The organism is Pseudomyxococcus flavus, from assembly GCF_050038885.1.
Lineage (GTDB): Bacteria > Myxococcota > Myxococcia > Myxococcales > Myxococcaceae > Myxococcus > Myxococcus flavus.
In genome coordinates this window covers 3,302,861-3,326,288 of record NZ_CP143624.1, presented here as the reverse complement: position 1 = coordinate 3,326,288, position 23,428 = coordinate 3,302,861, and the positions used below count along the sequence as shown (strand labels likewise).

General features: G+C 71.3%; 18 protein-coding genes. 9 read left to right on the top strand and 9 right to left on the bottom strand.

Going from position 1 to position 23,428, the window contains the following annotated elements; translation table 11 throughout:
* The 5 genes from epsY to glp all read right to left on the bottom strand — a co-directional run bounded on the left by epsY (nucleotide 1) and on the right by glp (nucleotide 6,753).
* The gene (gene epsY, locus VZL07_RS13990) at nucleotides 1-639 is read right to left on the bottom strand and encodes an exopolysaccharide export protein EpsY (RefSeq protein WP_426756019.1); all 639 of its coding nucleotides are present in this window, start codon (nucleotides 637-639) and stop codon (nucleotides 1-3) included.
* Between the two features lie 17 nt (nucleotides 640-656).
* The gene (gene wzx, locus VZL07_RS13985; protein WP_426756018.1) at nucleotides 657-2,129 is read right to left on the bottom strand and encodes an exopolysaccharide biosynthesis flippase; all 1,473 of its coding nucleotides are present in this window, start codon (nucleotides 2,127-2,129) and stop codon (nucleotides 657-659) included.
* Nucleotides 2,130-2,303: 174 nt separating this feature from the next.
* On the bottom strand, nucleotides 2,304-3,788 hold the full coding sequence (epsZ, locus tag VZL07_RS13980) for an exopolysaccharide biosynthesis polyisoprenyl-phosphate hexose-1-phosphate transferase EpsZ (RefSeq protein ID WP_426756017.1): 1,485 nt from the start codon (nucleotides 3,786-3,788) through the stop codon (nucleotides 2,304-2,306).
* A 326-nt stretch (nucleotides 3,789-4,114) separates the two neighbouring features.
* Nucleotides 4,115-5,506: a formate dehydrogenase accessory sulfurtransferase FdhD gene (gene fdhD / locus VZL07_RS13975; protein ID WP_426756016.1), complete on the bottom strand. Its 1,392-nt coding sequence runs from the start codon at nucleotides 5,504-5,506 to the stop codon at nucleotides 4,115-4,117.
* Nucleotides 5,503-6,753, bottom strand: coding sequence for a gephyrin-like molybdotransferase Glp (glp, locus tag VZL07_RS13970; RefSeq protein WP_426756015.1), 1,251 nt, complete (start codon nucleotides 6,751-6,753; stop codon nucleotides 5,503-5,505). Before glp ends, fdhD begins: the two co-directional genes overlap by 4 nt.
* Before the next feature lie 129 nt (nucleotides 6,754-6,882).
* Between glp and mobA the strand changes: the two genes are divergently transcribed.
* Entirely contained in the window at nucleotides 6,883-7,497 is a 615-nt protein-coding gene (mobA, locus tag VZL07_RS13965) for a molybdenum cofactor guanylyltransferase (RefSeq protein WP_426756014.1), read from the top strand.
* A 479-nt stretch (nucleotides 7,498-7,976) separates the two neighbouring features.
* Here mobA and VZL07_RS13960 read toward each other — a convergent pair whose 3' ends face one another.
* Nucleotides 7,977-8,471, bottom strand: coding sequence for a hypothetical protein (locus VZL07_RS13960; protein WP_426756013.1), 495 nt, complete (start codon nucleotides 8,469-8,471; stop codon nucleotides 7,977-7,979).
* 368 nt (nucleotides 8,472-8,839) lie between these two features.
* Between VZL07_RS13960 and VZL07_RS13955 the strand changes: the two genes are divergently transcribed.
* Both VZL07_RS13955 and VZL07_RS13950 read left to right on the top strand, forming a co-directional pair.
* Complete coding sequence (locus tag VZL07_RS13955; protein ID WP_426756012.1) at nucleotides 8,840-9,157, top strand: DUF3817 domain-containing protein; 318 nt, start codon at nucleotides 8,840-8,842, stop codon at nucleotides 9,155-9,157.
* Nucleotides 9,158-9,284: 127 nt separating this feature from the next.
* Nucleotides 9,285-9,899 (top strand): DUF2378 family protein, encoded by a 615-nt coding sequence (locus VZL07_RS13950; RefSeq protein WP_426756011.1) that lies wholly within the window; start codon nucleotides 9,285-9,287, stop codon nucleotides 9,897-9,899.
* 1 nt (nucleotide 9,900) lies between these two features.
* On the opposite strand, the gene VZL07_RS13945 is transcribed toward VZL07_RS13950, so the two are convergent.
* Complete coding sequence (locus VZL07_RS13945; RefSeq protein ID WP_426756010.1) at nucleotides 9,901-11,223, bottom strand: PQQ-dependent sugar dehydrogenase; 1,323 nt, start codon at nucleotides 11,221-11,223, stop codon at nucleotides 9,901-9,903.
* 235 nt (nucleotides 11,224-11,458) lie between these two features.
* On the opposite strand from VZL07_RS13945, the gene VZL07_RS13940 reads away from it, so the two are divergent.
* Complete coding sequence (locus VZL07_RS13940) at nucleotides 11,459-12,016, top strand: hypothetical protein (protein ID WP_426756009.1); 558 nt, start codon at nucleotides 11,459-11,461, stop codon at nucleotides 12,014-12,016.
* A gap of 113 nt (nucleotides 12,017-12,129) precedes the next feature.
* Here the strand turns inward: VZL07_RS13940 and VZL07_RS13935 are convergent, their stop codons facing one another.
* Both VZL07_RS13935 and VZL07_RS13930 read right to left on the bottom strand, forming a co-directional pair.
* Nucleotides 12,130-13,920: a glycoside hydrolase family 15 protein gene (locus tag VZL07_RS13935; RefSeq protein ID WP_426756008.1), complete on the bottom strand. Its 1,791-nt coding sequence runs from the start codon at nucleotides 13,918-13,920 to the stop codon at nucleotides 12,130-12,132.
* A 365-nt stretch (nucleotides 13,921-14,285) separates the two neighbouring features.
* Nucleotides 14,286-15,224, bottom strand: a complete 939-nt coding sequence (locus VZL07_RS13930) for a proline dehydrogenase family protein (protein ID WP_426756007.1) — start codon at nucleotides 15,222-15,224, stop codon at nucleotides 14,286-14,288.
* A 1,340-nt stretch (nucleotides 15,225-16,564) separates the two neighbouring features.
* Between VZL07_RS13930 and VZL07_RS13925 the strand changes: the two genes are divergently transcribed.
* The 5 genes from VZL07_RS13925 (at nucleotide 16,565) to VZL07_RS13905 (ending at nucleotide 23,428) form a co-directional block, all read left to right on the top strand.
* Nucleotides 16,565-17,059 carry a hemerythrin domain-containing protein gene (locus tag VZL07_RS13925; protein WP_426756006.1) on the top strand — a complete coding sequence of 165 codons (495 nt, stop codon included), beginning with the start codon at nucleotides 16,565-16,567 and terminating at the stop codon, nucleotides 17,057-17,059.
* Nucleotides 17,060-17,258: 199 nt separating this feature from the next.
* Nucleotides 17,259-17,792, top strand: coding sequence for a cell wall protein (locus VZL07_RS13920; RefSeq protein WP_426756005.1), 534 nt, complete (start codon nucleotides 17,259-17,261; stop codon nucleotides 17,790-17,792).
* 129 nt (nucleotides 17,793-17,921) lie between these two features.
* On the top strand, nucleotides 17,922-18,800 hold the full coding sequence (locus VZL07_RS13915; protein WP_426756004.1) for a tryptophan 2,3-dioxygenase: 879 nt from the start codon (nucleotides 17,922-17,924) through the stop codon (nucleotides 18,798-18,800).
* A 145-nt stretch (nucleotides 18,801-18,945) separates the two neighbouring features.
* Nucleotides 18,946-20,067 (top strand): hypothetical protein, encoded by a 1,122-nt coding sequence (locus VZL07_RS13910; protein WP_426756003.1) that lies wholly within the window; start codon nucleotides 18,946-18,948, stop codon nucleotides 20,065-20,067.
* Nucleotides 20,068-20,188: 121 nt separating this feature from the next.
* Nucleotides 20,189-23,428, top strand: a complete 3,240-nt coding sequence (locus tag VZL07_RS13905) for a GAF domain-containing protein (protein ID WP_426756002.1) — start codon at nucleotides 20,189-20,191, stop codon at nucleotides 23,426-23,428.

The window sequence follows — 23,428 nt, the reverse complement described above, 5'->3', positions numbered from 1 at the left end:
CTATTCCACCACCACCACGTCGCCGGGGCGCAGGCGGAAGGAGGGGGCGCGCCCCTCGCCGTGGATGAGGTCGTCGTAGCGGAAGCGGATGCGCTCGAGCGCGGCGCCCTCTTCCTGGCGCATGACGAAGATGCGGTCCTTGTGGGCGTACTCGGTGAAGCCGCCCGCGCCGGCCAGGGCCTCGAGCACGCTGGCGCCCGGCTCGATTTCCAGCGGGCCGATGCGGTTCACCTCGCCCACCATCGTCACCTTGATGGGGCGCGCCATCTCCAGCGCCACGGTGACGACGGGGTGGTTGATGTAGTCCTTCAGCCGCGTCTGGATTTGCTGCGACAGCATGGCCGGGGTGTGGCCCGCGGCCTCCACGTCGTCCAGGAAGAGCAGGCTGATGCGGCCGTCCTCGCGCACGCGGGCCTGCGTGGTGAGCGACTCCTGGTTCCACACGCGGATGTTGAGCAGGTCTCCGGCGGCGATGCGGTACGCCGTGTCCACCGGGGGCGGCTTCTCCTGGTAGTCATCCACCCACGTGTACTTGCCCAGGCCCCGGCAGGCGGGCGCCAGCAGCAGCAGCGCGGCGCAGGCGAGCATGCGCCAGGGATGGCGCGGGGCGGAGGCAGGCTGACGGTTCGTGGACGGCATGAGCGACGGAGCTCTCCTCAGGGGGTGGGGGTTGCCTCGGGCGCGGGCTGGCCGCGGCGGCGGGCGATGCGCACCACCTGGAGCACCTCGCGCGGACGCACCGCGCCGGTGGCCAGCACCGCGACGATGTAGAGCACCGCCTCCAGGCCCAGGCGCACCCAGGGGTTCAGGGGCGCCAGCAGCGTCTGGTCCAGCACGGCGATGGTCACACAGATGGCGGCCGTCTTGGCCATCATGGCCAGCAGGCGCGCGTCGAAGGCGGCCGGGCCCATGCGGCCGAGCAGGCTGACGGTGACGCAGATTTCCATGAGCAGCATGGACAGCGCCGTGCCCGCCGCGCCGCCGCCGTCGCCCAGGGCGTCGTGCATCAGCGGAATCAGCAGCAGGTTGAGGAGCGGAATCAGCACCACGCTGCCCACGACGCTGGTGATGGTCACCCACCACTCGCGGTTCGTCATGGTCAGCCACAGGCCGGCGTTCATCGTCACGAAGGCCAGCACGAACAGCGGCGACATCAGCCGCAGCGGCATGGCGGACTCGGCGAACTCGCCGCCCATCAGCCCCACCCACAGCGGCGCGCCCAGGACGATGAGCATCATCATGGGCACGGTGACGGCCAGCGTGCCCTCCATGGAGCGGCGCGTGAGCTGCGTCAGCTCCGCCTCCGAGCGCTCGGCCGCGCGCGACGCCAGCGGCATCAGCACCCAGCCGAACACCGGGTTGAGGAAGAAGGTGAGGCCCGCGATGTTCCACGCCGCGCCGTACCAGCCCACCTCTTCGTGGCTGGAGGCCATGCCCAGGATCATCACGTCCAGCCGCCCGTTGGCCGCCAGCGCCGCGCCGGTGATGAAGAAGGGGAGGCTGGCCTTGAGCACCTTCCATGTCGTCGGGACGTTCACCTTGAAGGTGAGCCCCATGTGCTCGCGCGCCAGATACCAGCCCACCGCGAACTTCACCGCCTCGGACGCCACCAGCGGCACCGCCAGCCACGGCAGCGGCAGGCCCGCCACGGCGACGGCCAGCAGGCCACCGCCCCACACCAGCTTGGTGACGATGTTGGAGACGGACAGCCCCGCCACCTTGCCCTTGGCGTGCAGCAGCGCGGCCACCGAGGCGTTGATGATGATGAGCGACTGGGCCAGCGCGAAGACGTAGACGAGCTGCCGCACCTCGGCGGGCTCGTCGAAGTGGGCCATCACCAGCGCCATGATGCCCATCAGCACCGCGGTGAGGCCCAGCCGCAAGAGCAGGGTGGTGCCGAAGAAGTCGCTGGCGTGCTCGGGCCGGCGCGACACCTCCTTGCGGATGTACATCTCCAGGCCCAGGTGGGTGGCGATGAAGAAGACGGCGGAGAAGCCATCCGCGTAGTTGAAGCGCCCGAAGCTCTCCGGCCCCAGGTGGGCGGGCAGCAGGAAGCGCACGCCCATGGCGATGGCATACGTCGCCAGCAGCGAGCCCCCGAGCTGGAGCCCGTTGCGCACAGCGCCCATCGCCTCATGCGAGCGCTCGCGCTCGCCAGCGTCCTGCGAAATGGAATGGCTGGGACTGTTCACGGTGGGAGCGTGCGGCCCCGGCGCCGGCCAGGACTGCCCGAGTGCATAGAAAACGAGCGGGGGCGGCACGTCAATGCCGCCCCCGCAAAGGTTGGGTCGCCTGGTGGCCTGCTAGCTGGCGCCGCGGCCCGTGAGCACCACCGGCACCGTCTGGAGCAGCAGCCGCAGGTCGCTCGTCAGGCTCCAGTGGTCGATGTACTGCATGTCCAGGTACATCCACTCCTCGAAGGAGATCTGGTTCCGTCCTGACACCTGCCAGATGCAGGTGAGTCCCGGACGCACCGACAGGCGGCGGCGCTGCCACGTCTCGTACTTGGCCACCTCGCCAGGCACCGGCGGGCGCGGCCCGACGATGCTCATCTCCCCGCGCAGCACGTTGATGAACTGGGGCAGCTCGTCGATGGAGAACTTGCGGATGAAGCGGCCGATGCCGGTGATGCGCGGGTCGTGCTTCATCTTGAAGACGGGGCCCGTCTGCTCGTTGAGCGCCGCCAGCTTCTCCTTCAGCTCCTCGGCGTTCACCACCATGGAGCGGAACTTCAGCATGTAGAAGGGCTTGCCGTTCTGCCCCACGCGCAGCTGCTTGAAGAAGATGGGCCCCTTGGAGGTGAGCTTCACCGCCAGCGCCACCACCGCCAGCAGCGGCAGCAGCGCCCACAGCGCCACCGCGGACACGCAGATGTCGAACAGGCGCTTCATCGCCATCTGGTGCGGCTTGGGGCTCACCGCCGCGAAGTGCAGGAAGCCGTCGGACACCGCGCGGCGCTCCACCGGGCGGGCGCGGTCCAGGCGGAAGCTGTGCGCGGGCAGCGCGAAGGGCACGCCGAAGCGCTCGGCCAGCTTGATGGCCGCCTGCATGGACTCGCCCTGCTTCAGCGTGTTGCCGGCGATGTAGACCTCGTCCACCGCCGTGTTGCGGAGGATGCGCTCCAGGTCGTCCACCGAGCCCAGGACGGGGCCCGGCAGCTCGCCCACCGCGCCGTTGTCGTCATGGAAGCGCACGTAGCCCAGAATCTGCCGGCGCCCGCGCTGGACCAGGTCCTCGCCGGTGTAGCGGCCCATGGCGCCCGTGCCCACGATGAGCACCGCGTCCATGGGGCGCTCCTGCGAGGCCACCGGACGGAAGACGAACAGGCGCAGGAGCAGCGTCACCGGCCAGAAGATGAAGAGCAGCGGGCCCACCACCGGCGACGTCACCACCGTCGGCACCGCCACGCTGCCCAGCGACAGCACCGTCACCACCGCCAGCGTCGTCACCGACACCAGCGCCACGTGGTCCAGCTTGCTGCGGTCGGCGAAGCGCGAGTCGTACAGGCACAGCGCGGTGCCCGTCACAATCCAAACCCCCCACGCCGCCAGCACCAGGCTCGGGACCTTCCAGTCGGACGCGGCCGGGAGCTCACCGCTCAGCCACGCGGAGCCCGCGAGCACCAGCGACAACAGGACGAGGTCGACCGTGAGGTTCAGCTTCGCCGCGAACCCCGGAGCCAGCTTGGGCGGCCCCTGCACCTCTTCAGCTGACTGACCCTGAGCGTTGGCCGACCCAGGAGCACCGACCACCGCCGCACTTGCCGTTGCGCCGCTCATCGTGTCCACCCCCCTCTGCTCACTTTCCTACAGTTCACGCAGAGGTAGCCGTTTAGGCTGAAAATATTCAAGTCGGAAGGAAACCAGTTTTGCCCGATATTGCGGCGCGTTGCAACCCCTGCCGCGTAAGTAAGACGTGACAGCATGTAAAATCTTGTGATCGCCCTACCCGGGTTCGAGCTCACCGAGCGCCACGAACACCTCGTGTTGCACGGCGGCTTCCCACATTTCCTCCGACACGCCTTTGTTGCATTTACGATGCCGGTCTGACGACAGGCCGCGGATGGTGTCTGTGGCACGGTGGTATCGGGGAGGGGACCTGGCGTTTCAGGGAGTTACAGCCGTATCAGGCGCTCCTGGCCGGTGTAGACGTTGAAGCGCCCGTTCCGCACGAACGTGGCCAGCGTCATGCCAGCACGCAGGGCCAGGTCCACCGCCAGCGAGCTGGCCGCCGACACGCCCGCGACGATGGGGATGCGGGCCATGGCGGCCTTCTGGATGATCTCGAAGCTGACGCGTCCACTCACGGCGAGCACTGCGGGCTGACGTGTCAGCGGCGGGTGGGGACGCCGGCCCTGGCGCACGACGCCCGCGAGCACCAGGCTGCCCACCACCTTGTCCACGGCGTTGTGGCGGCCCACGTCCTCGTGGGCGGCCAGGAGGTGGCCCTCGGCATCCAGCACGGCGGCGGCGTGGACCCCGCCGGTGCGCGCGAAGTTCCGCTGCACGCCGCGCAGGTGCTCGGTGGCGCGGGCCACGGCGTCGGGGGCGAGCACGGGCCCCGCGGGCAGGGGTGGGCAGACGGCGAGCAGGTCGTCCACGTTGCGCCGGCCGCACACGCCGCAGGCGGAGGTGGTGAGGGTGCCGCGGCGGGCGGCGCGCACGCGCTCCACGTCCAGGATGGCGCCGGAGGCAGGGGTGACTTCGATGACGTTGCCGAAGCCCTCCTCGCCGGGCCGCCCGCAGTGCGCCAGCCCGCCCAGGTCGTCCACGCTCTGGAGGATGCCCTCGGCGAAGAGGAAGCCCGTGGCCAGCTCGCGGTCATTCCCCGGGGTGCGCATGGTGGTGGCCACCGTGTCCCCGCTGACGCGGATCTCCAGGGGCTCCTCCACGGCGACGTCGTCATCCTGGAACGGGGTGAGCGCGGCGCCGGTCCACCGCTGGACGGGGCGGCGCGTGACGCCGCGGGCATCCCCGGGGGGCAGCGGGGCCCGGCGGCCCGGGCGCAGGTGGGCGAGGACGAGGTCCGCCACGCCGCGCACGTCCTCGGCGCTCAGCACCCGCAGGCCCGGCGGGAAGTCGGCGGGGAGTGCGGGCTCGGGGGACACCACCGCCAGGACCTCCGGGCGGGAGGGGGCCAGGGGCGGGCCCAGGCCGCTCCGCCAGACCTCCAGCTTCGGCAGGGGGCCGTCCTTCCAGCCCTCGACGAGGATCAGGTCCACGGCGCCGGCGTAGCGCTCGAACAGCGGCGGCAGCGCGTCCGCGGGGGCGATGGGGGTGGTCAGCTGTACGCCGGAGGGCGAGGCGAAGCCGGCGAGGACGGCCCCGGCGTCCTGGTAGCGGGCGGTGTCGCTGCCGGGCCGGTGCAGCGGGTGCGGATCCGAGGAGTGCTTCACCACCGCCACGCGGAGGCCCCGGGCGGCGAGCTCCGGGACGAGCCGGGTGAGCAGCGTCGTCTTCCCGGCGCCGGACCAGCCCACCACGCTGAGCGCGGGCACGCGGCTCACGCGAGGGGCTCCACGGGCGTGTAGACGGGCCGGTCGAAGAGCTCCACCTCGACGGCGTCCCCCGCCGCGAAGTCCGCGCGGCCCGGGGGGAGGATGGCCCAGCCCTCGCCGTGGACGTTCTGGAGGATCTGCCCGGCGCCCTGGGGGCGCAGCAGGGCACGCGGCGGGTGGCCTTCGCGGGCCTCCAGCGTGGTGGTGATGAGGTAGGTGAGCCCCGCCTGCTTGTGGCGCGCTTCGGAGAGGTGGGCGCGGACGCGGCGGCGCGTCTCCAGGACGCCCTGGTGCTTGAGGAGGAGCGGGCGGGCGAGCTGATCAAACGCCACGGTGGCGGCGCCGGGGTTGCCGGGCAGCACGACGACGGCGGTGTCGCCCAGGCGGGCCACGGCCACGGGCTTGCCGGGCTTGAGCGCGACGCCGTCCACGAAGAAGCGGGCGCCCATCGCGGCGAGCACGCGCTTCACGTAGTCCCGGTCGCCCACGGAGGCGCCGCCGGTGGTGATGAGCACGTCCACCTGGGGCGCCAGCCGGGTGAGGGCCTCGCGCAGCGCGTCCTCGTCGTCGCGGGCGCGGGCGAGCTGGCGGACCTCCGCGCCGGCCTCGCGGGCGAGCGCGGCCACGAGGATGAGGTTGCTCTCGTAGACCTGGTGGGGCAGGGCGGGCGTGCCGGGCGGCACCAGCTCGTCGCCGGTGGCGAGCACGGCCACGCGCGGCGCGGGACGCACGCAGACGTCCATGGCGCCCATGGACGCGAGCACGCCGAGCACCGCGGCGCCCACGCGCTGGCCCACGTCGAAGAGGGGGGCGCCGGCGAGAACCTCCTCTCCGGCGCGGCGGATGTCGTTGCCGGGGGAGACGGTGATGAAGACGTCCACGCAGGCGCCGTCCTCGGTGGCGCGCGCGGCCTCCTGGCGGACGACGGCGTCGGCGCCGGGGGGCAGGGGCGCGCCGGTGAAGATGCGCGCGGCCTCTCCGGGCTGGAGGTGCGTGGTGGGGAGCGCTCCGGCGAAGACGGTGTCGACGATGCGCAGGCGCGCGGGCCGGTCGCGGTTGGCGCCCCGGGTCTCCTCGGCGCGCACCGCCCAGCCGTCCATGGCGGAGTTGTCGCAGCCGGGCAGGTCGCGCGACGCGGCCACGCGCGTGGCGAGAAACCGGCCCTGCGCATCGAGCAGGGGCACGCGCTCGGGCGCCGCCGGGACGATGGCATCGAGCGCGGCCTGCCGGGCGGAGCTGAGGGGCATCAGTGGCATGGACAGCGCCGCAGCCTATGCCCTGGGGCGTGCGCCGTGTCCACGAAGGCGCGGGGGCCTTCGTCTGCTTTCCCCCGCTGCGGACGTGCACCGGAGGACGGATATGGTGGCCGTGGACGGAGCACGAGCATGGCGCGAAGCGGCACGGCGTTTCCAGAGGTGACACTGGCCATCATCGCGGGCGGCCAGGGGCGGCGTCTGTCCGGTGTGCCCAAGGGGCTGCTGGTGGCGGAGGGGCGCACGGTGCTGGAGCGGCTCCTGGTGCTGGCATCGCGCTTCGGAGACGTGCTGCTGGTGGCGAACGCGCCCGAGCCCTATGCCCGCTTCGGGTTGCGCACGGTGGCGGACGTGGTGCCCGGCAAGGGCGCGCCGGGGGGTGTCCACGCGGCGCTGGTGGCCGCGCGCACGCCGTGGGTGATGGCGGTGGCGTGTGACATGCCGTTCATCGCGCCCGAAGTACCCGGCGTGCTGCTGGACGGGGCGGACGAGGACGTGGACGCGGTGTGCTTCGAGGTCGGGGGGCGGCTGGAGCCGCTGCTCGCCGTGTACCGGTCCGCGCTCGCGAGTGCGTGGGGCGAGGCGCTGGCGGTGAATCCGTCCATGCGGGAGCTGCTGTCGCGGGTGCGCACGCGGCTGTTGCCGGAGGACGTGCTGCGCGCGGTGGATCCGACGCTGCGCTCGCTGGCGAACGTGAATACGCCCGAGGACCTCGAGCGCTACGGCGTCGCGCTGCCGTCGCGGTGAACCGCGCGGGCATGTGCTCCCAGCTTGTTGGTGGGCAGACAATAGGAGAGTGCGCCGCGCGACCTCCCATGAGGAAGTGCAGAGGCTGAGAGCCGGGCGCCAGCGCGGGTCCTTGCCTTACCCCCAGACGCTCCGAGCGTTCGCCGTGCGCTACGTCGCGCACAGGCTGGAGACAGGCGGCACGTTCGCGGGGACGGCCAAGGCGTTGAGGGCGCCCGGGCCCCTGTCGAGAAGCAGGCGCTGGCGCCGGTGGCAGGCATGAAGAAGCCAGGGGGATTGGCAGGAAGAACCACTACGGCAGCAAGTCTCAGCGGCGCACCAAGGCGGCGGCGCTCTTCTACGCCCGCATCGAGGCAGCGCGACTCCGCGGTGAAGAAGAGCGACGAGCGCGGCGGAAACGCGTGTTCAGCGCTTCCGACGTGCCGAGAGCGCTGCGGCGGGCGCGCGCTGAGCCTCAGCACCGCGCGAGCCGCAGCGACTCATGGAAGAACGGCGAGGCCGAAGTTCACGCACGACGCGCCGTCGGCCCCGAGGGCGATCTTCTGGGCGGCGGTTGATTCGAGCACGGGCGCATCGAGCGTTCCGCCCGAGTAGCCGTCGAGATCCCCGGGCTCGCCGAGCCTACCGTTATCGTTCATGTCGACGTTCGCGCGAACGGTGTACGTGCCCTCGATCAGACCCGTGATGCTGTAGGTCACGCTCTCGCCTGTCGTCGTGCCCTCAGCGAGTGCACTCACGCTGCCCTTTGCGGTCGTGCCGCCGCCGGCCACCGCGAGCCGCACCGCTTTTCCCGACGCCGAGCCTTTCGGGAGCGTGAGCGTGCCGACGAGCGTGAGCGTACCTTTGAAGACGGAGCTCGCATCGAGCGTGACGTTCGCCGGTCCGGTGTCGGGACACCCGCCGTCGTCGCCGCACCCGGGCGCGAAGAGCGCGCCGGCGACAAGCACGAACCAACCCCGATTCAATCGCGTCATGATTTTCCCTGTAATGTGAAGCGCTCAAGGCAAACGGCCCGAGAATGTGACCCTCGTGCAGGGGGCGTCGGCCACCGCCTGGACCTGTCGAAATCGACGGGGCGGAATGCGTTCGAAAAGGCCCGGCCCGAACCCCTTTTCTGGATACCTGCGCCTTCGGGAGTTGGTGATTATCGGCACCGAGGGGCTCCGAAACGCAATGAATCGCCTGGGGCTGGTGGGGGGCTCCTTTTTCGAGCTGCCCACACGTGGACAGGCCGTCCAGGAGGATGCGAGCAAGGAGGGCAGGCAGCCAGGCACACCCCCTGCGTCACCTTGACTCATGGACCTCGGCGTCCGGGGATGGGAAACAGGCGGGGGAGAACCTCATGCTGAAGACCCCTCTTGGACGTTTCCGCGCGGTGGCCCTGGCGGAGGGCCTGTCCGTCATCGCGCTCTTCTTCATCGCGATGCCCTTGAAGTACGCCGCGGGCATGCCGCAGGCCGTGAAGTTCACCGGCTGGGTCCACGGCCTGCTCTTCGTGCTCTACCTCTTCGCGCTCATGGAGGTGGCCATCGCCCACCGCTGGTCCATCCTGCGCGTGCTGGGCGCCATCTTCGCGTCGCTGCTCCCCTTCGGCACCTTCGTCTTCGAAGCGCGCCTGCGCCGCGAGACGTCCGAAGCCGCCGCCGAACCCGCGCCCTGAGCCCCGTCCTCCACCCGACGTCCCAGGTCGGCTCCACGCGCCACGGGGCGTGGGCGCCGGCGCTGGGAGTTCGCACGGGTGGCGAAGCTGTGCCAGCATCCCGCGCGCTTTCAGACGGGAGGTGAGCATGGAGCGCGGCAAGTGGGACACGCCAGAGGAGGTGGAGCGCGAGCTGAGCGCGCGCCTCGCCCTCGTCGAGCCGTCCGAGGGGATTCGCGGCATGCACTTCGCCGCCGTCCTCGACACCGTGCGCTTCCTCGGCGGTGAGCAGGCCGTGGCGCGCATCCAGCAGGAAGGCGACTACCCGGCGGACCTGGACACCACCGAGCTCTACCCCGTCCCGCCCTTCATGCGCGTCTTCTTCTCCGCGGCCCGGCTGCTCGCGCCGCAGCTGGGCGGCATCGAGGAGGCCATGCGGCAGCTCGGCGTCCAGGGCACGCTGGCCTTCATCAACTCCATGTTCGGCACCGAGGTGCGGCAGCAGGTGGGCGGCGAGCCCAAGCGCCTCATGGAGATGCTCCCGGAGGCCTACCGCATGGCCATCAACTTCGGAGAGCTCCAGGTGACGTGGACGGGCCCGCGCTCGGGCCGCATCCACATGCACCGCATCTTCACCCCCGTGGCCTACAACGAGGGCATGCTCGAAGGCGCCCTGCGGGCCGTGGGCGCGCAGGACATCCAGGTGCAGGGCCAGCAGACCTCGCTGCTCGACAGCGAGTACACCCTCTCCTGGGACGACTGAGCTACCTCGCGTAGCGGATGCGGTAGATGCGGCCGTTGCCGTCGTCGGTCAGCAGCAGGCTCCCGTCCGGGTGCTCCAGCAGGCCCACCGGCCGCGCGAAGGTCTCCGGCTTCTTCGGGTCGACGAGGAAGCCGGTGAGGAAGTCCTCGAAGCCGCCCGCAGGGCGGCCCTGCGCGTCGAAGGGCACGAACACCACCTTGTAGCCGGTGCCCTCGGAGCGGTTCCAGCTCCCGCGGAAGGCCACGAAGGCGCCGTGGCGGTAGCGCTCCGGGAAGGCCGTGCCCTTGTAGAAGGTCAGCCCCAGCGCCGCCGAGTGCGCCGGGAAGAGCACGTCCGGCGTCACCGTCTTCGCCACCAGGTCCGGCCGCTCGCTCTTGCCCTGCTTCGCGCGGCGCGGGTCCACGTTCTTCGGCGACAGGTACGCGTAGGGCCAGCCGTAGAAGGCCCCCTGCTGGAGGCGGGTGAGGTAGTCCGGCACCAGGTCGTCGCCCAGGCCGTCGCGCTCGTTGACGGTGCTGTAGGGCTCACCGGTGCGCGGGTGGAAGTCCAGGCCCACCGGGTTGCGCAGGCCGCTGGCGAAGACCTCGCGCCCCTTGCCGTCCAGGCCCATCACCAGCACCGCGGCCCGCGGCGACGGCTCCACGTCCACGTTGCTCTCGCTGCCCACGGTGACGAAGAGGCGCTGGCCGTCCGGGGCCACGCGCACGTTGCGCGTCCAGTGCTGGTTGTAGCCCAGCCCCGGCAGCTGCGTGAGCACCTCGCCCGTGCCGGTGAGCTTCCCCTGGCCGCGCCGGTACGGGTAGCGCTTCACCGCGTTGGTGTTGGCCACGAAGAAGTGGGTGTCGTTGAAGGCCATGCCGAAGGGCAGGTTCAGCCCGTTGGCCTCCCCGGCGAACGGCTCGCGCGACTCGGCGACGCCGTCCCCGTTCGTGTCGCGCAGGCGCTGGATGCGATTGGAGCGGCTCTCCACCACCAGCACGTCGCCCTCCGGGGAGAGCGTCATCCAGCGCGGCGCCTCCAGCGTGTCCGCGTACACGTTGACGGCGAAGCCCTCGGGCACGCGCAGCGGCGCATGGGGGAGCGGCGGAACCACGGCGGGGCTCTTCGACGCGCTGCGCGTGGCGTAGGGCCTGGGCAGCGCGTCCAGCTTCACCTCCTGGCGCTGGGGCGTCAGGGGCTCGGTGCGCACGCGGGAGGCGGCGGGCGGCTCGCGCGGCGTGGCCGGGGCGGGAGCGGGGCGGGCCGAGGGGGCCTGCGCGGCGGCGGCACCGGGGAGCAGGGCCATGGTGAGGAGCAGGGCGGACAGACGGGGGCGGAGCGACACGCTGGGCGTCCTTTCGAGGCGGGGCCAGCGCGTGTCATGGAACGGAGCGCCCCGGCTCGCAACGCCGGGCTTCGCCAAGTGCATGGGCGTATACATCCGCCGGGCGTGTGTGCGACCTCGGCGCGACTGTTCACCTCCATGACGAAATAAATGACGTTCCACCGTGCCCATTGGCTAGAAGGGGCGCCGAGCGCCCGGACATGTGCACCGGGCCTACGCAACGGAGGGACGTCTCATGAAGGCAAACAACTGGAAGAGCCTGGCTGCGGTGGCGGGCGTCATGGTGTCAGCGAGCGCGGGCGCGCAGGAGTCGTCGGGGAGCTTCGGTCAGGAGGGGCAGATCGTCATCAGCACGGATGCCTCGGCCAGCCTGGGTTACTCCACGCAGTCCAGCGGCCTGGGCTACATCTTCCTCGAGCCCGGCGCGGACTACTTCCTCAAGAAGAACCTGTCCGTGGGTAGCGGCCTCCAGGTCCGCGCGCTCTTCGGCGAGGGCGACACCGTGGCCGCCTTCGGCCTGAACGGGCGCGTCGGCTACAACATCGCGCTCTCCGAGCGCGTCTCGGTGTGGCCCAAGGGGCAGGTGTCCCTCTACATCGGCGACCCCGTCCTGCCTTTCGCCAACCAGGCCATCAACGCCGACGTCACCGTCATCCTGGAGGGCTACGCGCCGTTCCTCTTCCACGTGACGCCGCACTTCTTCGTGGGCGGTGGCCCGCGCCTGGCCTTCGGCCTGGGCGATGAGGTGGAGGTGAACTTCAGCGTCGCCACCACCATCGGCGGCTACTTCTAGTCGTCGCGCGCCCGCGTCCTTCGGGGACGTGGGCATGGGGCCCCGGGCGGGGTGGGCGTGCTCCCACCGCGTACCGGGGCCGGGTGCTCCGCGCCCGGCGGGAAGGGCCCGCGTCAGTGGCTCCGCTGCTGTCCGGGGCCGCCCTCGCGCGACAGGTTCAGCGCGGTGCCCACCAGCGCCAGCTGGCTGAAGGCCTGGGGGAAGTTGCCCACCATCCTGTGGGTCGTCGGGTCGTACTCCTCGGCCAGCAGGCCCACGTCATTGCACAGGCTCAGCAGGTGCTCGAAGAGCTCGCGCGCCTCGTGCCTGCGGCCCATCAGCGTCAGCGCATCCGCCAGCCAGAAGCTGCAGGCCAGGAACACGCCTTCCCCCGGAGGAAGGCCGTCCTGCGTCTCGTGCGTGTGGTAGCGGCGGACCAGCCCCTCGTAGCAGAGCTCGCGCTGGATGGCCTCCACGGTGCCGCGTGCGCGCGGATCCTCGGGCGGCAGGAAGCCCACCAGGGGAATCATCAGCAGGCTGGCGTCGAGCGCCTGGCTGCCGAAGGCCTGGGTGAAGGTGTTGCGGCGCGCGTCATACCCTCGCGCGCAGACTTCCGCATGCATCTGCTCACGCAACGCCATCCAGTGCTCCACCTGCGCGCCGTGCATGCCGCGCATCTGGGCCATCTTCACCATCCGGTCCATGGCCACCCACGCCATCACCTTGGAGTGGGTGAACTGCTGGCGCCCGCCGCGCACCTCCCAGATGCCCTCGTCGGGCTCGTGCCAGTGGTCCTCCACGAAGCTCAGCAGGTGGACGCTCACGTCCCACGCCTCGTCGTCCGAGCGCACGCCATGGCGGAGCGAATGGTAGAGGCAGTCGGCAATCTCACCGAAGACGTCCAGCTGGAGCTGGCTCACCGCGGCGTTGCCGATGCGCACGGGACGCGAGCCCGAGTAGCCCGGCAGCCATGGCAGCTCCAGCTCCGTGACGCGGCGCTCGCCGGCCACGCCATACAGGATTTGCAGCTCGTCGGGCTCGCCTGCCACGGCGCGCAACAACCAGTCGCGCCAGGCGAGGGCCTCCTGGGTATAGCCCGCGTCCAGCAGCGTCAGCAGGGTGAGCGTGGCATCGCGCAGCCAGCAGTAGCGGTAGTCCCAGTTGCGCACGCCGCCCAGCCGCTCCGGCAGGGACGTGGTGGGCGCGGCGACCAGTCCCCCCGTGGGGGAATAGGTGAGCGCCTTGAGGGTGATGAGCGAGCGCATCACCTGCTCGCGCCACGGACTCTCATGGATGCAGCGGCCCGCCCAGGCGCGCCACCACTGCTGCGTGTCCTTGCGCATGAGGACCGGCTCCTGCGGTAGCCGGGGAGGCGGCAGGTGGGAGGGGTGCCAGGACAGGACGAAGCTCCGGCGCTGATGCGCCGCGAGGTGGAAGTCCGCGCACACGTGGCTGTGCTCCAGGCGCAGGAGCAGGTCAGTGGCCAGGTAGAGCGCATCCGGGCCCGCCTTGGTGCTGACGCCGCCGAGGACGAGCCGCGCCCAGGGCGTCCGGTCGCCGTAGCCGAAGCAGGGGGCGAAGACCATGTGGAGCGGCACGTGCCCGGAAACACCTTCGACGATGCGGACCAGCCTCGGCGTGTCCTCGCGCACCGGCATGAAGTCGCACACGCGCACGGCGCCGGTGTCGGTGTGGAACTCCGTCTCGAGGACGAGGGTGTCGCTCACGTAGCGGCGGTGGACGCGGCGCACGGGCACAGCGGGGGCGATGCGCCAGAAGCCGTGCGCCCCGTCGCCCAGCAGCGCCGCGAAGCAGGCGTCCGAGTCGAAGCGCGGCCAGCACAGCCAGTCGATGGTGCCATCCCTCGCCACCAGCGCGGCGCTATGGGTGTCTCCGATGAGCGCGTGGTCTTCGATGGGCGGCATGCCGCAAAGCTAGGGACGCCGCCGCGGTGCCAGGGCGCGGGCCGCGGGCCCTCGCCCGTCTTCTCCCGGAGGCGCCGGGCCCCCCACCGTCTCCACGCAAGGCCATGGCGGGGCGCGGCGTTCGACACACAGGGCCGGTGCGGGACCGGCGGTCTGAGCAGTCAATGGAGCGGCGGGCCGTCAGGCACCGCGTGTGAGGTGGCACGGGATGACTGTCCTTGCGTGCCGGCATTCACGGCTGGTGTTGGGTCGCGGCGACGCGGGCCGGGCTTGGGGCGCGGGTCTGGTGTTTCATCCGCGTGTTTCACGTGCGGGGTGGCTGGGGGCGGGCCCGCACCGCCCGCGGGGCCGCGCGCACCCGGGGCCTACCCACGTACCAGGTTGCGCAGCAGGAACCCCAGATTGGCGGGGCGCTCGGCCAGCCGGCGCATGAAGTACGGGTACCAGTGCCGCCCGTAGGGCACGTAGATGCGCACCGGATGACCCGCCCTGACGAGTCGCTCCTGCAGGTCCCTCCGGATGCCGTAGAGCATCTGGAACTCGAACGCGCCGCGCGGCAGGCCCCGGCGCTCCGCGTGCTCCAGTGTCGCTTCAATCATCCGCTCATCGTGCGTGGCGATGCCGTGATACATGCCGCTGTCGAGGAGCACCCGCATGCAGCGGATGAAGCTGGCGTCCACGTCGCGCTTGTCTGGAAAGGCCACGTCGGGCTTCTCCAGATAGGCGCCCTTGCACAGACGGATGCGGATGCGCTGGGCACACAAGTCCTTCGCGTCCTGCTCCGTGCGCCGCAGGGCGCTTTGCAATACGGCGCCGACGTGGGGCTCGCCGAACTCGGCGCGGAGCTGGCGGACGATGTCCAACGTCACCTGCGTCACCGAGCTGTCCTCCATGTCCACACGCACGAACGAGCCACGCGCCGCCGCCTCGGCCACCACGGTGCGCGCGTTCTCCAGGGCCAGGACTTCATCGAACAGCAGCCCGCACTGGGTGAGCTTCAGCGACACGTTGGCGGGCACGCCCACCGCGTCGATGCGGGCCAGCAGCCGCTGGTACTCGCGCACCTCGGCCCGCGTCTCCTCGGGCGTCCGGACGGCCTCGTTGAGGTGGTCGAACGAGGCCATCAGCCCCCGGGCCCCCAGCGCCTTCACGGCGTCCACGGCCTCTTCCAGCGTTTCCCCGGCGATGAAGCGCGAGGCCAGCCGGCGGAAGGGACGCAGGCGGGTGGCGACATCCTCGAAGGCGGGCTTGCGGGCCAGGAACAGCAGCGCGGCGCGGGACAGGTGGGCGGTGTCGGCGGTCATGGCGGGTCAGTCCAGGGGTTGCCGGAGGAAATCCCCGGCGAGCACGTTGATGGCCTCGGGGTGGGCTCATGGAGGGCAGGTGGCGGGCGCCGCGGGAGGGGGCCACCTCGTCCCGGGCGGTGCGGGGCGGCACCAGCAGGTCCCTGCCACCCGGGATGACGCGCGTGGGCACCTGGAGCGCGTGGAGCCGGAGCAGGTCGTCCGCGGCCAGCACGTCGCGCAGGCGGCGCAGCAACCCGAAGGGCGACGGGCGCCGGGCCTCGCGCACGGTTTCCGCGCGGCCTTCCGGAGGCAGGTGGTGGCCGCCCAGCACCCGCGCCACGGTGGGGACCAGCAGGGAGGCCAGGGGCCGGGGCGCGCGCACCAGGGTGGACAGCGCCGGGGCCCGCCCGCGGATGCGGTGCACGCTGGCCACGGGGGCCATCCGCACCAGCGCCTTCACCCGCTCCGGGTGGGCCAGGGACAGCAGGCCGCCGTAGGACGAGCCCGGCAGCGCGAAGCACCCTGGCGGCAGCGCCGCCGCGTGGTCCAGCACCGCCCGGTTCCACGGCAGGGGTGGGAGGTCGTCCACGTCCGGGACGGGCGGGAGGCTCGCGTGTCCCCTCGGCCGGGGTGGAGGGGCCTCGGGCCTGTCGGTGCCTCGCCAGCCGCCGGACGCTGGCGGCCACCGGGAGGTGTCGTCCACTCCCAGGCCGGCGAAGGGCACCACCCGCCCCCCGTGCGGGCCACGCGCCGCGCGAAGCCTGGCGCCCGCTCCCAGCGCAGCCGGTAGCGGTCCTGGCTGCGTTTGAAGGTCTCCCACGCACCCCCGGGATAACAGACGCCCCGCGCTCCAGCCCGCAGCGCCGCCAGCGCGCTCCCCCGCGTCCCCCTCCACGCCGCCCAGCCACGGCAACGCCGTGTGGATCAACGGAATGCGGAAGAAGCCTCGCTCCGCCAGGCCCAACGGATGACGGCCGGTGCACTGGTGGATCAGCTGAGAGAAGGCAGGCGCCTCGTAACCCCAGACGCCATGATTGCCCACCAGCAGCGCCGGGCCTTTCAATGGCAGGTGCTCGATGCCAGGCAGCCGGGCCCGGTGGTACAGGACGGACAGCGCCGCGCCCTGCTCGGCGAGGCGGAACACGGCCCGGCGCAGGCTGGCGAGCGGGGCTCCCATGGTGGAAAAACATGGGGATGCGAGCCCTCCCGGACAGGCCATTCCCGCCTCCCGGCTGGCGGGCGGCCAGGCACACAGGGCCGGAAGGCCCCGCGACGGTGCATTGGTAGGAGTTTGATTAATGCCAGCTTGCAGGCATACTCAGGTTGTCTGCTTGCCGGTGCATGCCGAACGTTGGTGTATGGGCAGCCCGTTCGACAGCCTCATCGACCAGCACCGGGAGCTGGAGGAGCGTTTCGAGCGCCTGGCGTCTGGCGTGGAGCCCGAGGCGTTGCGGGAGCACGCCGCGGAGCTGCTGGCTTTGCTGCGGTTCCACTCGCGCCTCGAGGAGCGCTGCCTCTATCCGGTGCTGGCGCGGGTGGTGGGCCGCGAGCGCTGCCGTGAACAGACCGAAGACCATCTCACCATGCGAGAGTTGATGGATGAGCTGGAAGAGCTGCCGCCGGGCCACCCCGAGTGGCAGGCCCGTCTGTTGACACTGGAAGACCAGGTGGTGGCTCATTTCCAAGAAGAGGAGAATGCGCTGCTGCCCCAGCTCGTGACTGCCCTGGATTCCCTGACGTTGGACGACCTGCGTCGCGATTTATCGGCCACAGGGGCGGAACTGCTCACGCGTCCTCAGGTGTCCTATGTGGCGGGAGCCCCCCTCCAGGAGTCTCTCTCCTGGGACGGTTAGGCCTGCGGCGGCGCCGGGAAACAGGTGAGACCTGCGACAACGGGGCGAGGGGTCCGTTGCTCAGTCACAACTTTTATCTCTTCCTTTAGACAAAACCTTTTTTGGAAGGTATGGGTATAGGCAGCATCACAAGCATCGAGCATCAGCCCCCCCTTAGTACTGCATTACCCTTGTCGTTCCCCAGGTGAGGATTCAACGAATGTCCGTGGATAAAGCGTTTCGCGACATGATCCGCAACGAAATCGAGGTCCAGCTCAAGCCGCTGCGTGACGTGGTCGCGCGGCTGGAGGAGGGCACGGCGGATCTGGACGCGCTCCGCAACGTGGCCGAGCGTCTGGCGCCCCTGGCCGAGGTCGTGGGACCCCTGTTCGGCGCCCAGCTTCCGGCGGCCGCCAAGGCGGGCCGGCGTGGCCCGGGCCGCCCTGCCGCGGCTCGCAGCTCGGTGACGGCGGCCCCCGCGGCCGCTGGCAAGCGCCGTGGCCGCAAGCCGGCGGCGGCGGGTGCTGACGGCGGGCGCGCCTGCGCCATCATCGGCTGCGGCAAGCCCAGCCGCACCAAGGGCTACTGCGCGGCCCACTACCAGAAGCTCCGCATGCTGGAGAAGACCAACCGTCGCCCGAGCGCCTGGAAGGACTACGCCGACCCGGACTCCGTGGAAGACATCAAGCTGCCGCGCGGACGCGCCGCGTCGAAGGCGCTGGCGGCGGCCGCTCAGGCTGGGCACGCAGGCTAGCCAGCGGCACGCTGCCCCGGCCCGGGCAGAGAGTGACCGCGCCCCCGTCATTCCGCTCTGTTGCTGAGAGAGGATTCGGGGTCCGCCCACGCGGGAGAGACTTGCCCGTGGGGGCTTGCACGAGCATGAATGCCCGGGCCCATGAACACACGCGATTTGGAGCCTGGAATCATCACCGACCTGGCCGGAAGGACCACGTACGGTGATTATCTGCAGCTCGACCGGCTCTTGTCGGCCCAGGTGGCGCGCTCACAGCCGCCGCACCACGACGAGTTGCTGTTCATCATCCAGCATCAGACGAGCGAGCTGTGGATGAAGCTGCTCATCCACGAGCTGGGCGCCTGCATCCGTTACGTGCAGGCGGACCGGCTGGAGCCGTCATTCAAGATTTTCGCGCGCGTGGCGCACATCCAGCGGATGCTCTTCGAACAGTGGAGCGTGTTGGAGACGCTCACGCCCAACGAGTACCTGGAGTTCCGAGACACGCTGGGCAGTGCGTCCGGCTTCCAGAGCTTCCAGTACCGGGCATTGGAGTTCCTCCTGGGCAACAAGGACCCCCAGGCGCTGACGCCCTTCCGCCACGTCCCCGCCATCCACGGCGAGCTGGAGCGGCTGTTCGAATCCCCCAGCCTGTATGACGAGTTCCTGCGCCACCTGTCGCGCATGGGACACCCGGTGCCGCAGAGCCACGTGCAGCGCGACTGGCGCAAGCCCTACGAGAAGAGCCCGGAGGTGGTGGAGGTGTTCCGCCGCATCTACCAGGACACGGAGGCGCACTGGGATGCGTATGAGATGTGCGAGAAGCTGGTGGACACCGAGGAGCGCTTCCAGCTCTGGCGCTACCGCCACATGATGACGGTGATGCGCATCATCGGCTTCAAGCAGGGCACGGGCGGCTCGTCGGGTGTGGGCTTCCTGCGCAAGGCGTTGGACCTGCGCTTCTTCCCCGAGCTGTGGGACGTGCGCACGGAGCTGACGCCGCCCCCGGCGCGCCACCGCGGCCCCTGAGCGTCCGGCCTCCCCCGGAAGACAGCTGCGCCTCCCCGCGGGCCGTCCACTGTGGCACGGCCGCGCGCCGGGGAATGACGACTGTCGCGCATGCCAGAGGGGAAGGCCGGTGATTGTCATGGCCGCGGGTTAGCCTGCTCGCACCATGGACGCTGCCGCTCCGCTCCTCTTCGACAAGGCGTACGTCCTCTGCTACCGCACCTTCGACATCGCGGAGGAGGTGGACCTGGAGCGCGCGCGCCGCGTGCTCACCGAGGACTCCCGCCGGCTCAAACTCTCACGGGAGAACAGTCAGTACCTCCAGCTCCCCAATCCACCGCTGGCCTATGAGCTGGGCCGCCGGCCTCTGGCATTGCGTAACGGGCCCGTGACAGTGGATGCCACCGCGCGTCTGTTCGACCATGGCGCCGCGTCCATCATCCTCCGTGTGCCCATCGTCCCGGGGACGTCCCTGGAAGAGCTCACGCGCATGGCGGACGAGCTCTATGACAGTCAGGCGCTGGAGGACCTGGCCCTGGAGCTGGTGGAGGGCGTGCGCCGCACCATCGCCCCCGCCGCGCAGGCGCCCCACCTGTGGGAGCAGAACGAGAGCTACACCGTCATCTTCGCGGAGGAGATTCGCGGCCACCCCACCGCGGAGGAGCTGCTGAAGCAGGCGGACCTGGCCCCGCTGCTGCTGGGGGAGAGCGGCACGGTGCCGCTGTCGCCGCGTGAGAGTGAATCCGTGCTCCAGTCCCGCTTCAGCTACACCATCCACGACCTGGTCGTCATCGACTGGAACAGCGCCTTCGTCTACGAGCCCTCCGGCTCGCGAGACATTCCCGACCTGCTGGAGATTGCCAACGCGCAGCTGCTGGAGTTCCGCTACTACGACGAGCGGCTGGACGCGCACATCACCCGCATCCACGAGAAGGTGCAGGCCGCGCGGCATGGCTGGGCCACGCTGTTCCGCAGCCCCTATCGCTCCCTGGCGCGGCAGACGCTCTCCACGCTGGTGGACCTCAACGAGTTCATCGAGCGCGTGGAGAACAGCCTCAAAATCATCGGCGACTTCTACCTGGCCAAGGTCTACGAGAGCGCGGTGCGCCGCATGCGCATCCCCGCCTGGCAGGCCTCCGTCACCCGCAAGCACCAGCTGCTGGCTCAGACGTATGGCCTGCTCAAGGGCGACGTGGACATCGACCGCTCCCATACGCTGGAAGCCGTCATCGTCCTGCTCATCGTCCTCGAAATCTTCTTCGCCGTCTTCCGCGTCTTCGAGCACTGAGGCCCTTCGGGAAACCCCGTACCTTGGGACAGGTTCTGCGCGGTTTCCATGCTTCGCAGGACATGGGAGAATGAAGCTTCGAGGCAGGGCGGCTGTGTGCCCCTGCCGGGGGGAGTGGGGCATGAAGGTGCCCGAAAGAGTCATGGGCGCCGCGGGGGACCGCATGTCGCGGGCCCTGGAGCGGCTGTCGACAGCGCCGCCCGTGGTGGCGGTGCTGGAGGAATTGCTTTGTCAGGCGCAGGCGACGCTGGGGGCCTCGGGGGCCTTCATCTGCTGGTGGGGAGGCTCGGGAGACTGGCGCACGCTCACCACGGAGGGCGTCGACGTCGAGGCGGCGGCCGTGTGCGCGCAGCGGCTGCTGGAGCGGGCGCCCGCGCCGGGTGAGCCGCGCCAGCCGTCCGTGGTGGCGGACCTGTCGCGAGACGCGCTGCTGGCGTCGGAGCCGGAGGCACGCCGCCGGCTGGGCGCGGCGTCGTTGCTGTCGCAGCCGCTCTTCTTCGCGTCCGGCCTGGGCGCGGCGGGCGTGCTGGGCGTGCTCTTCCGTGAGGCATGGCATCCGGACGAGGGGGCGCTCCAGCGCTTTGGCCTCTCCGTGAAGCTGGCGGCCCTGGCGCTGGAGCGCGAGCGCATGGCGGAGACGCTGCGCGAGTCCGTGCTGGCCGCGCGGGTGGAGGCGGAGGCGTCGGAGGTGCTGCGGCTGCGGCGCTTCCAGGCGGTGACGGAGGCCTTTGGACGGGCGCTCACGCGGGACGAGGTGGCGCGCGTGGTGCTGGAGCAGGGCCTGCCCGCGGTGGGCGCGGTGGCCGGGCTGGTGCACCTGGTGGAGCCGGATGGGACGCTGGCGCTGAAGGCGGCGGTGGGCCTGTCCGACGCGCAGCTGGCCCCGCTGCGGGTGCTGCCCGGGACGGGCCATGTCGGTGGGGGCCCTGGTCCGCAGCTGGCGTCACTGCATGAGCAGGCTGGCCTGCGCGGCCCTGGCACGGCACCCGATGCGCAGCTGACCTGGCCGCGGATGTGGCTCGGGCCCAGCGCCCCTGGCGCCGCGGTCGACACTCGACCGGCATCGCAGCCCGAGCAGTCGGGGCTGAGCGACGCGGGCCTGGCACCCGACATCCCGCTGACGCGAGCCGGACAGGGTGACACGGGGGCGGAGCCTGACCTGGCACTCGACGCGCAGCCGACGCCGCGCCTCGAGCCCGGCCCGCGCGACCAGGGCGAGGCGCCTGATGCGCAGCTGCCATCGCGCGGGGTGGGCCCTCCGAGCGGCACCTGGAGGGTCATCGGTCCGCCGTCGACCGGCGAGCCTCTCTGGCTGGAGACGGCGGTCGCGGTGCGGGACACGCTGCCCTGGCTCGCCCCGCTCGTGTCGTCAGGACCGGTGCGCGCGCTCGTGCTGCTCCCCCTCCAGGTGGAGGGGCAGGCCTTCGGGTCGCTGTGCTTCGGCTTCCCCGAGCCCCGTCGCTTCTCCGCGCTGGAGCGCGCCTCCATCACCGGCCTGGGCCGTGAGTGCGGTCAGGCGTTGGAGCGTGCCCGGCTGTACGAGCGTGAGCGCTCGGCGCGGCTCCAGGCGGAGGCGGCCGGACAGCGCCTGCGCCTGCTGGCGGACGCGAGCGCCCTGGTGTCGGCCTCGCTGGACTGGGAGGAGACCGTCGCTGGCGTGGCGCGCCTGGCGCTGGGCCACTTCGCGGACGGCTGCGCGGTGGACTCGTACGAGGACGGTGTCGTGCGCCGATTGGCCGTGCTCTACGAGGACCCCCAGGCGGCGCCGCGTGGCCTGGAGCTGCTGCGCTTCGCGCCCGAGGAGGGCCGCCCCACGCTGCTGTCGGAGGTGCTCGCCTCCGGCCGCCCGTGGATGATGGCCCGGCCCTCGGTGGAGCCCGGAGACGCCAACACGGCCGCGGGCCGGCTGTACGCGGCGGCGCGCGAGCTGGGCGTGGGCTCGCTCATCCTGACGCCGCTGGTGGCGCGGCAGCGCACGCTGGGCGTGCTCACCTTCATGCGCGCTGCGTCCTCACCGCCCTTCGACATCCCGGACCTGTCGCTGGCCGAGGAGCTGGCGGGGCGCGCGGCGCTGGCCATCGACAACGCGGACCTGTTCCGCAAGGCGCGCGCGGCGGAGGAGGAGAGCCGGCGCAGCGCGGCCCGGCTCCACGTGCTGGTGCAGGTCAGCCAGCTCATCGCGGAGGCGGGGCTCAACCTGCCCTCGGTGCTGGAGGTGCTGGTGCGCAAGGTGTCCGAGGCGCTGGGCGGCGCATGCGTGCTCCAGCTCCTCTCCGAGGACAGGACGCACCTGGACCTGGTGACGGTGCACCACCCGAACGCGGAGGCCCGCGCGGTGCTGGATGCATCCATGCTGCGCGGCCCGGTGCGCGTGGGCGAAGGACTCTCGGGCCGGGTGGCGGCCACGGGCCAGACGCTCTTCCTGCCGCGCCTGCACGCGGACGACCTGCGCGACGAGCGCGTGCCGGAGGGGCGGCTCTTCCTCCAGCACTACGGCCCGCACAGCGTCATCGTCGTCCCGCTGGGCGTGCGCGGCCGGGTGCTGGGCACGCTGGGCGTCATGCGTGAGGCGCAGGGGCGCGAGTACTCCGTGGAGGAGCGCGCGCTGCTGGAGAGCCTGGCGGCGCGCGCGGCGCTGGCCATCGAGGACGCGCGGCTGTACGGCGCGGCCACGCAGGCGGTGAAGGCGCGCGACGAGCTGCTGTCGGTGGCGGGACACGAACTGAAGTCGCCGCTCAACGCGCTCCAGCTCCAGATTCACCTGCTGGCGCGCATGGCCCGCGACGCCATGGCCTCCGACGGGCTGGCGGAGCGCGCGGAGCGGGCCGCGCGGGCGGGCCAGCGCCTGGGGCTGCTCATCGACGACTTGCTGGACGTCTCGCGCCTCAGCGCGGGGCGGCTGGGGCTGACGCGCGAGGAGGTGGACCTGGCGGCGCTGACGCGCGAGCTGGTGCACCGCATGTCCGAGGAGCTGGCGCTGGCGGGCAACGAGGTGCGGCTGGCGCTGGACCGGCCGGTGGTGGGGCAGTGGGACCGCCTCCGCCTGGAGCAGGTGCTGGTGAACCTGCTGACCAACGCGGCGAAGTACGGCGCGGGCCGGCCGGTGACGGTGGCGGTGGACGTGGAGGGGCGGATGGCGCGGCTGTCCGTGCGCGACGAGGGCATTGGCGTCGCGCCCGAGGAGCAGGAGCGCATCTTCGAGCAGTTCGAGCGCTCGGCATCGGTGCAGCACTTCAAGGGGCTGGGACTGGGGCTCTGGATTACCAAGCGCATCGTCGAGGCCCACGGCGGCACCATCCGCCTCTGGAGCGAGCCGGGCAAGGGTTCCACCTTCACCGTGGAGCTGCCCCTGACGGCTTGA

Bases quoted from the DNA above. Each gene is read 5' to 3' on its own strand.
- epsY (WP_426756019.1), bottom strand. From the start codon at position 639: ATGCCGTCCACGAACCGTCAGCCTGCCTCCGCCCCGCGCCATCCCTGG.
- wzx (WP_426756018.1), bottom strand. From the start codon at position 2,129: ATGGGCGCTGTGCGCAACGGGCTCCAGCTCGGGGGCTCGCTGCTGGCG.
- glp (WP_426756015.1), bottom strand. From the start codon at position 6,753: ATGCCACTGATGCCCCTCAGCTCCGCCCGGCAGGCCGCGCTCGATGCC.
- mobA (WP_426756014.1), top strand. From the start codon at position 6,883: ATGGCGCGAAGCGGCACGGCGTTTCCAGAGGTGACACTGGCCATCATC.
- VZL07_RS13960 (WP_426756013.1), bottom strand. From the start codon at position 8,471: ATGACGCGATTGAATCGGGGTTGGTTCGTGCTTGTCGCCGGCGCGCTC.
- VZL07_RS13955 (WP_426756012.1), top strand. From the start codon at position 8,840: ATGCTGAAGACCCCTCTTGGACGTTTCCGCGCGGTGGCCCTGGCGGAG.
- VZL07_RS13950 (WP_426756011.1), top strand. From the start codon at position 9,285: ATGGAGCGCGGCAAGTGGGACACGCCAGAGGAGGTGGAGCGCGAGCTG.
- VZL07_RS13940 (WP_426756009.1), top strand. From the start codon at position 11,459: ATGAAGGCAAACAACTGGAAGAGCCTGGCTGCGGTGGCGGGCGTCATG.
- VZL07_RS13935 (WP_426756008.1), bottom strand. From the start codon at position 13,920: ATGCCGCCCATCGAAGACCACGCGCTCATCGGAGACACCCATAGCGCC.
- VZL07_RS13930 (WP_426756007.1), bottom strand. From the start codon at position 15,224: ATGACCGCCGACACCGCCCACCTGTCCCGCGCCGCGCTGCTGTTCCTG.
- VZL07_RS13925 (WP_426756006.1), top strand. From the start codon at position 16,565: ATGGGCAGCCCGTTCGACAGCCTCATCGACCAGCACCGGGAGCTGGAG.
- VZL07_RS13920 (WP_426756005.1), top strand. From the start codon at position 17,259: ATGTCCGTGGATAAAGCGTTTCGCGACATGATCCGCAACGAAATCGAG.
- VZL07_RS13915 (WP_426756004.1), top strand. From the start codon at position 17,922: ATGCCCGGGCCCATGAACACACGCGATTTGGAGCCTGGAATCATCACC.
- VZL07_RS13910 (WP_426756003.1), top strand. From the start codon at position 18,946: ATGGACGCTGCCGCTCCGCTCCTCTTCGACAAGGCGTACGTCCTCTGC.
- VZL07_RS13905 (WP_426756002.1), top strand. From the start codon at position 20,189: ATGAAGGTGCCCGAAAGAGTCATGGGCGCCGCGGGGGACCGCATGTCG.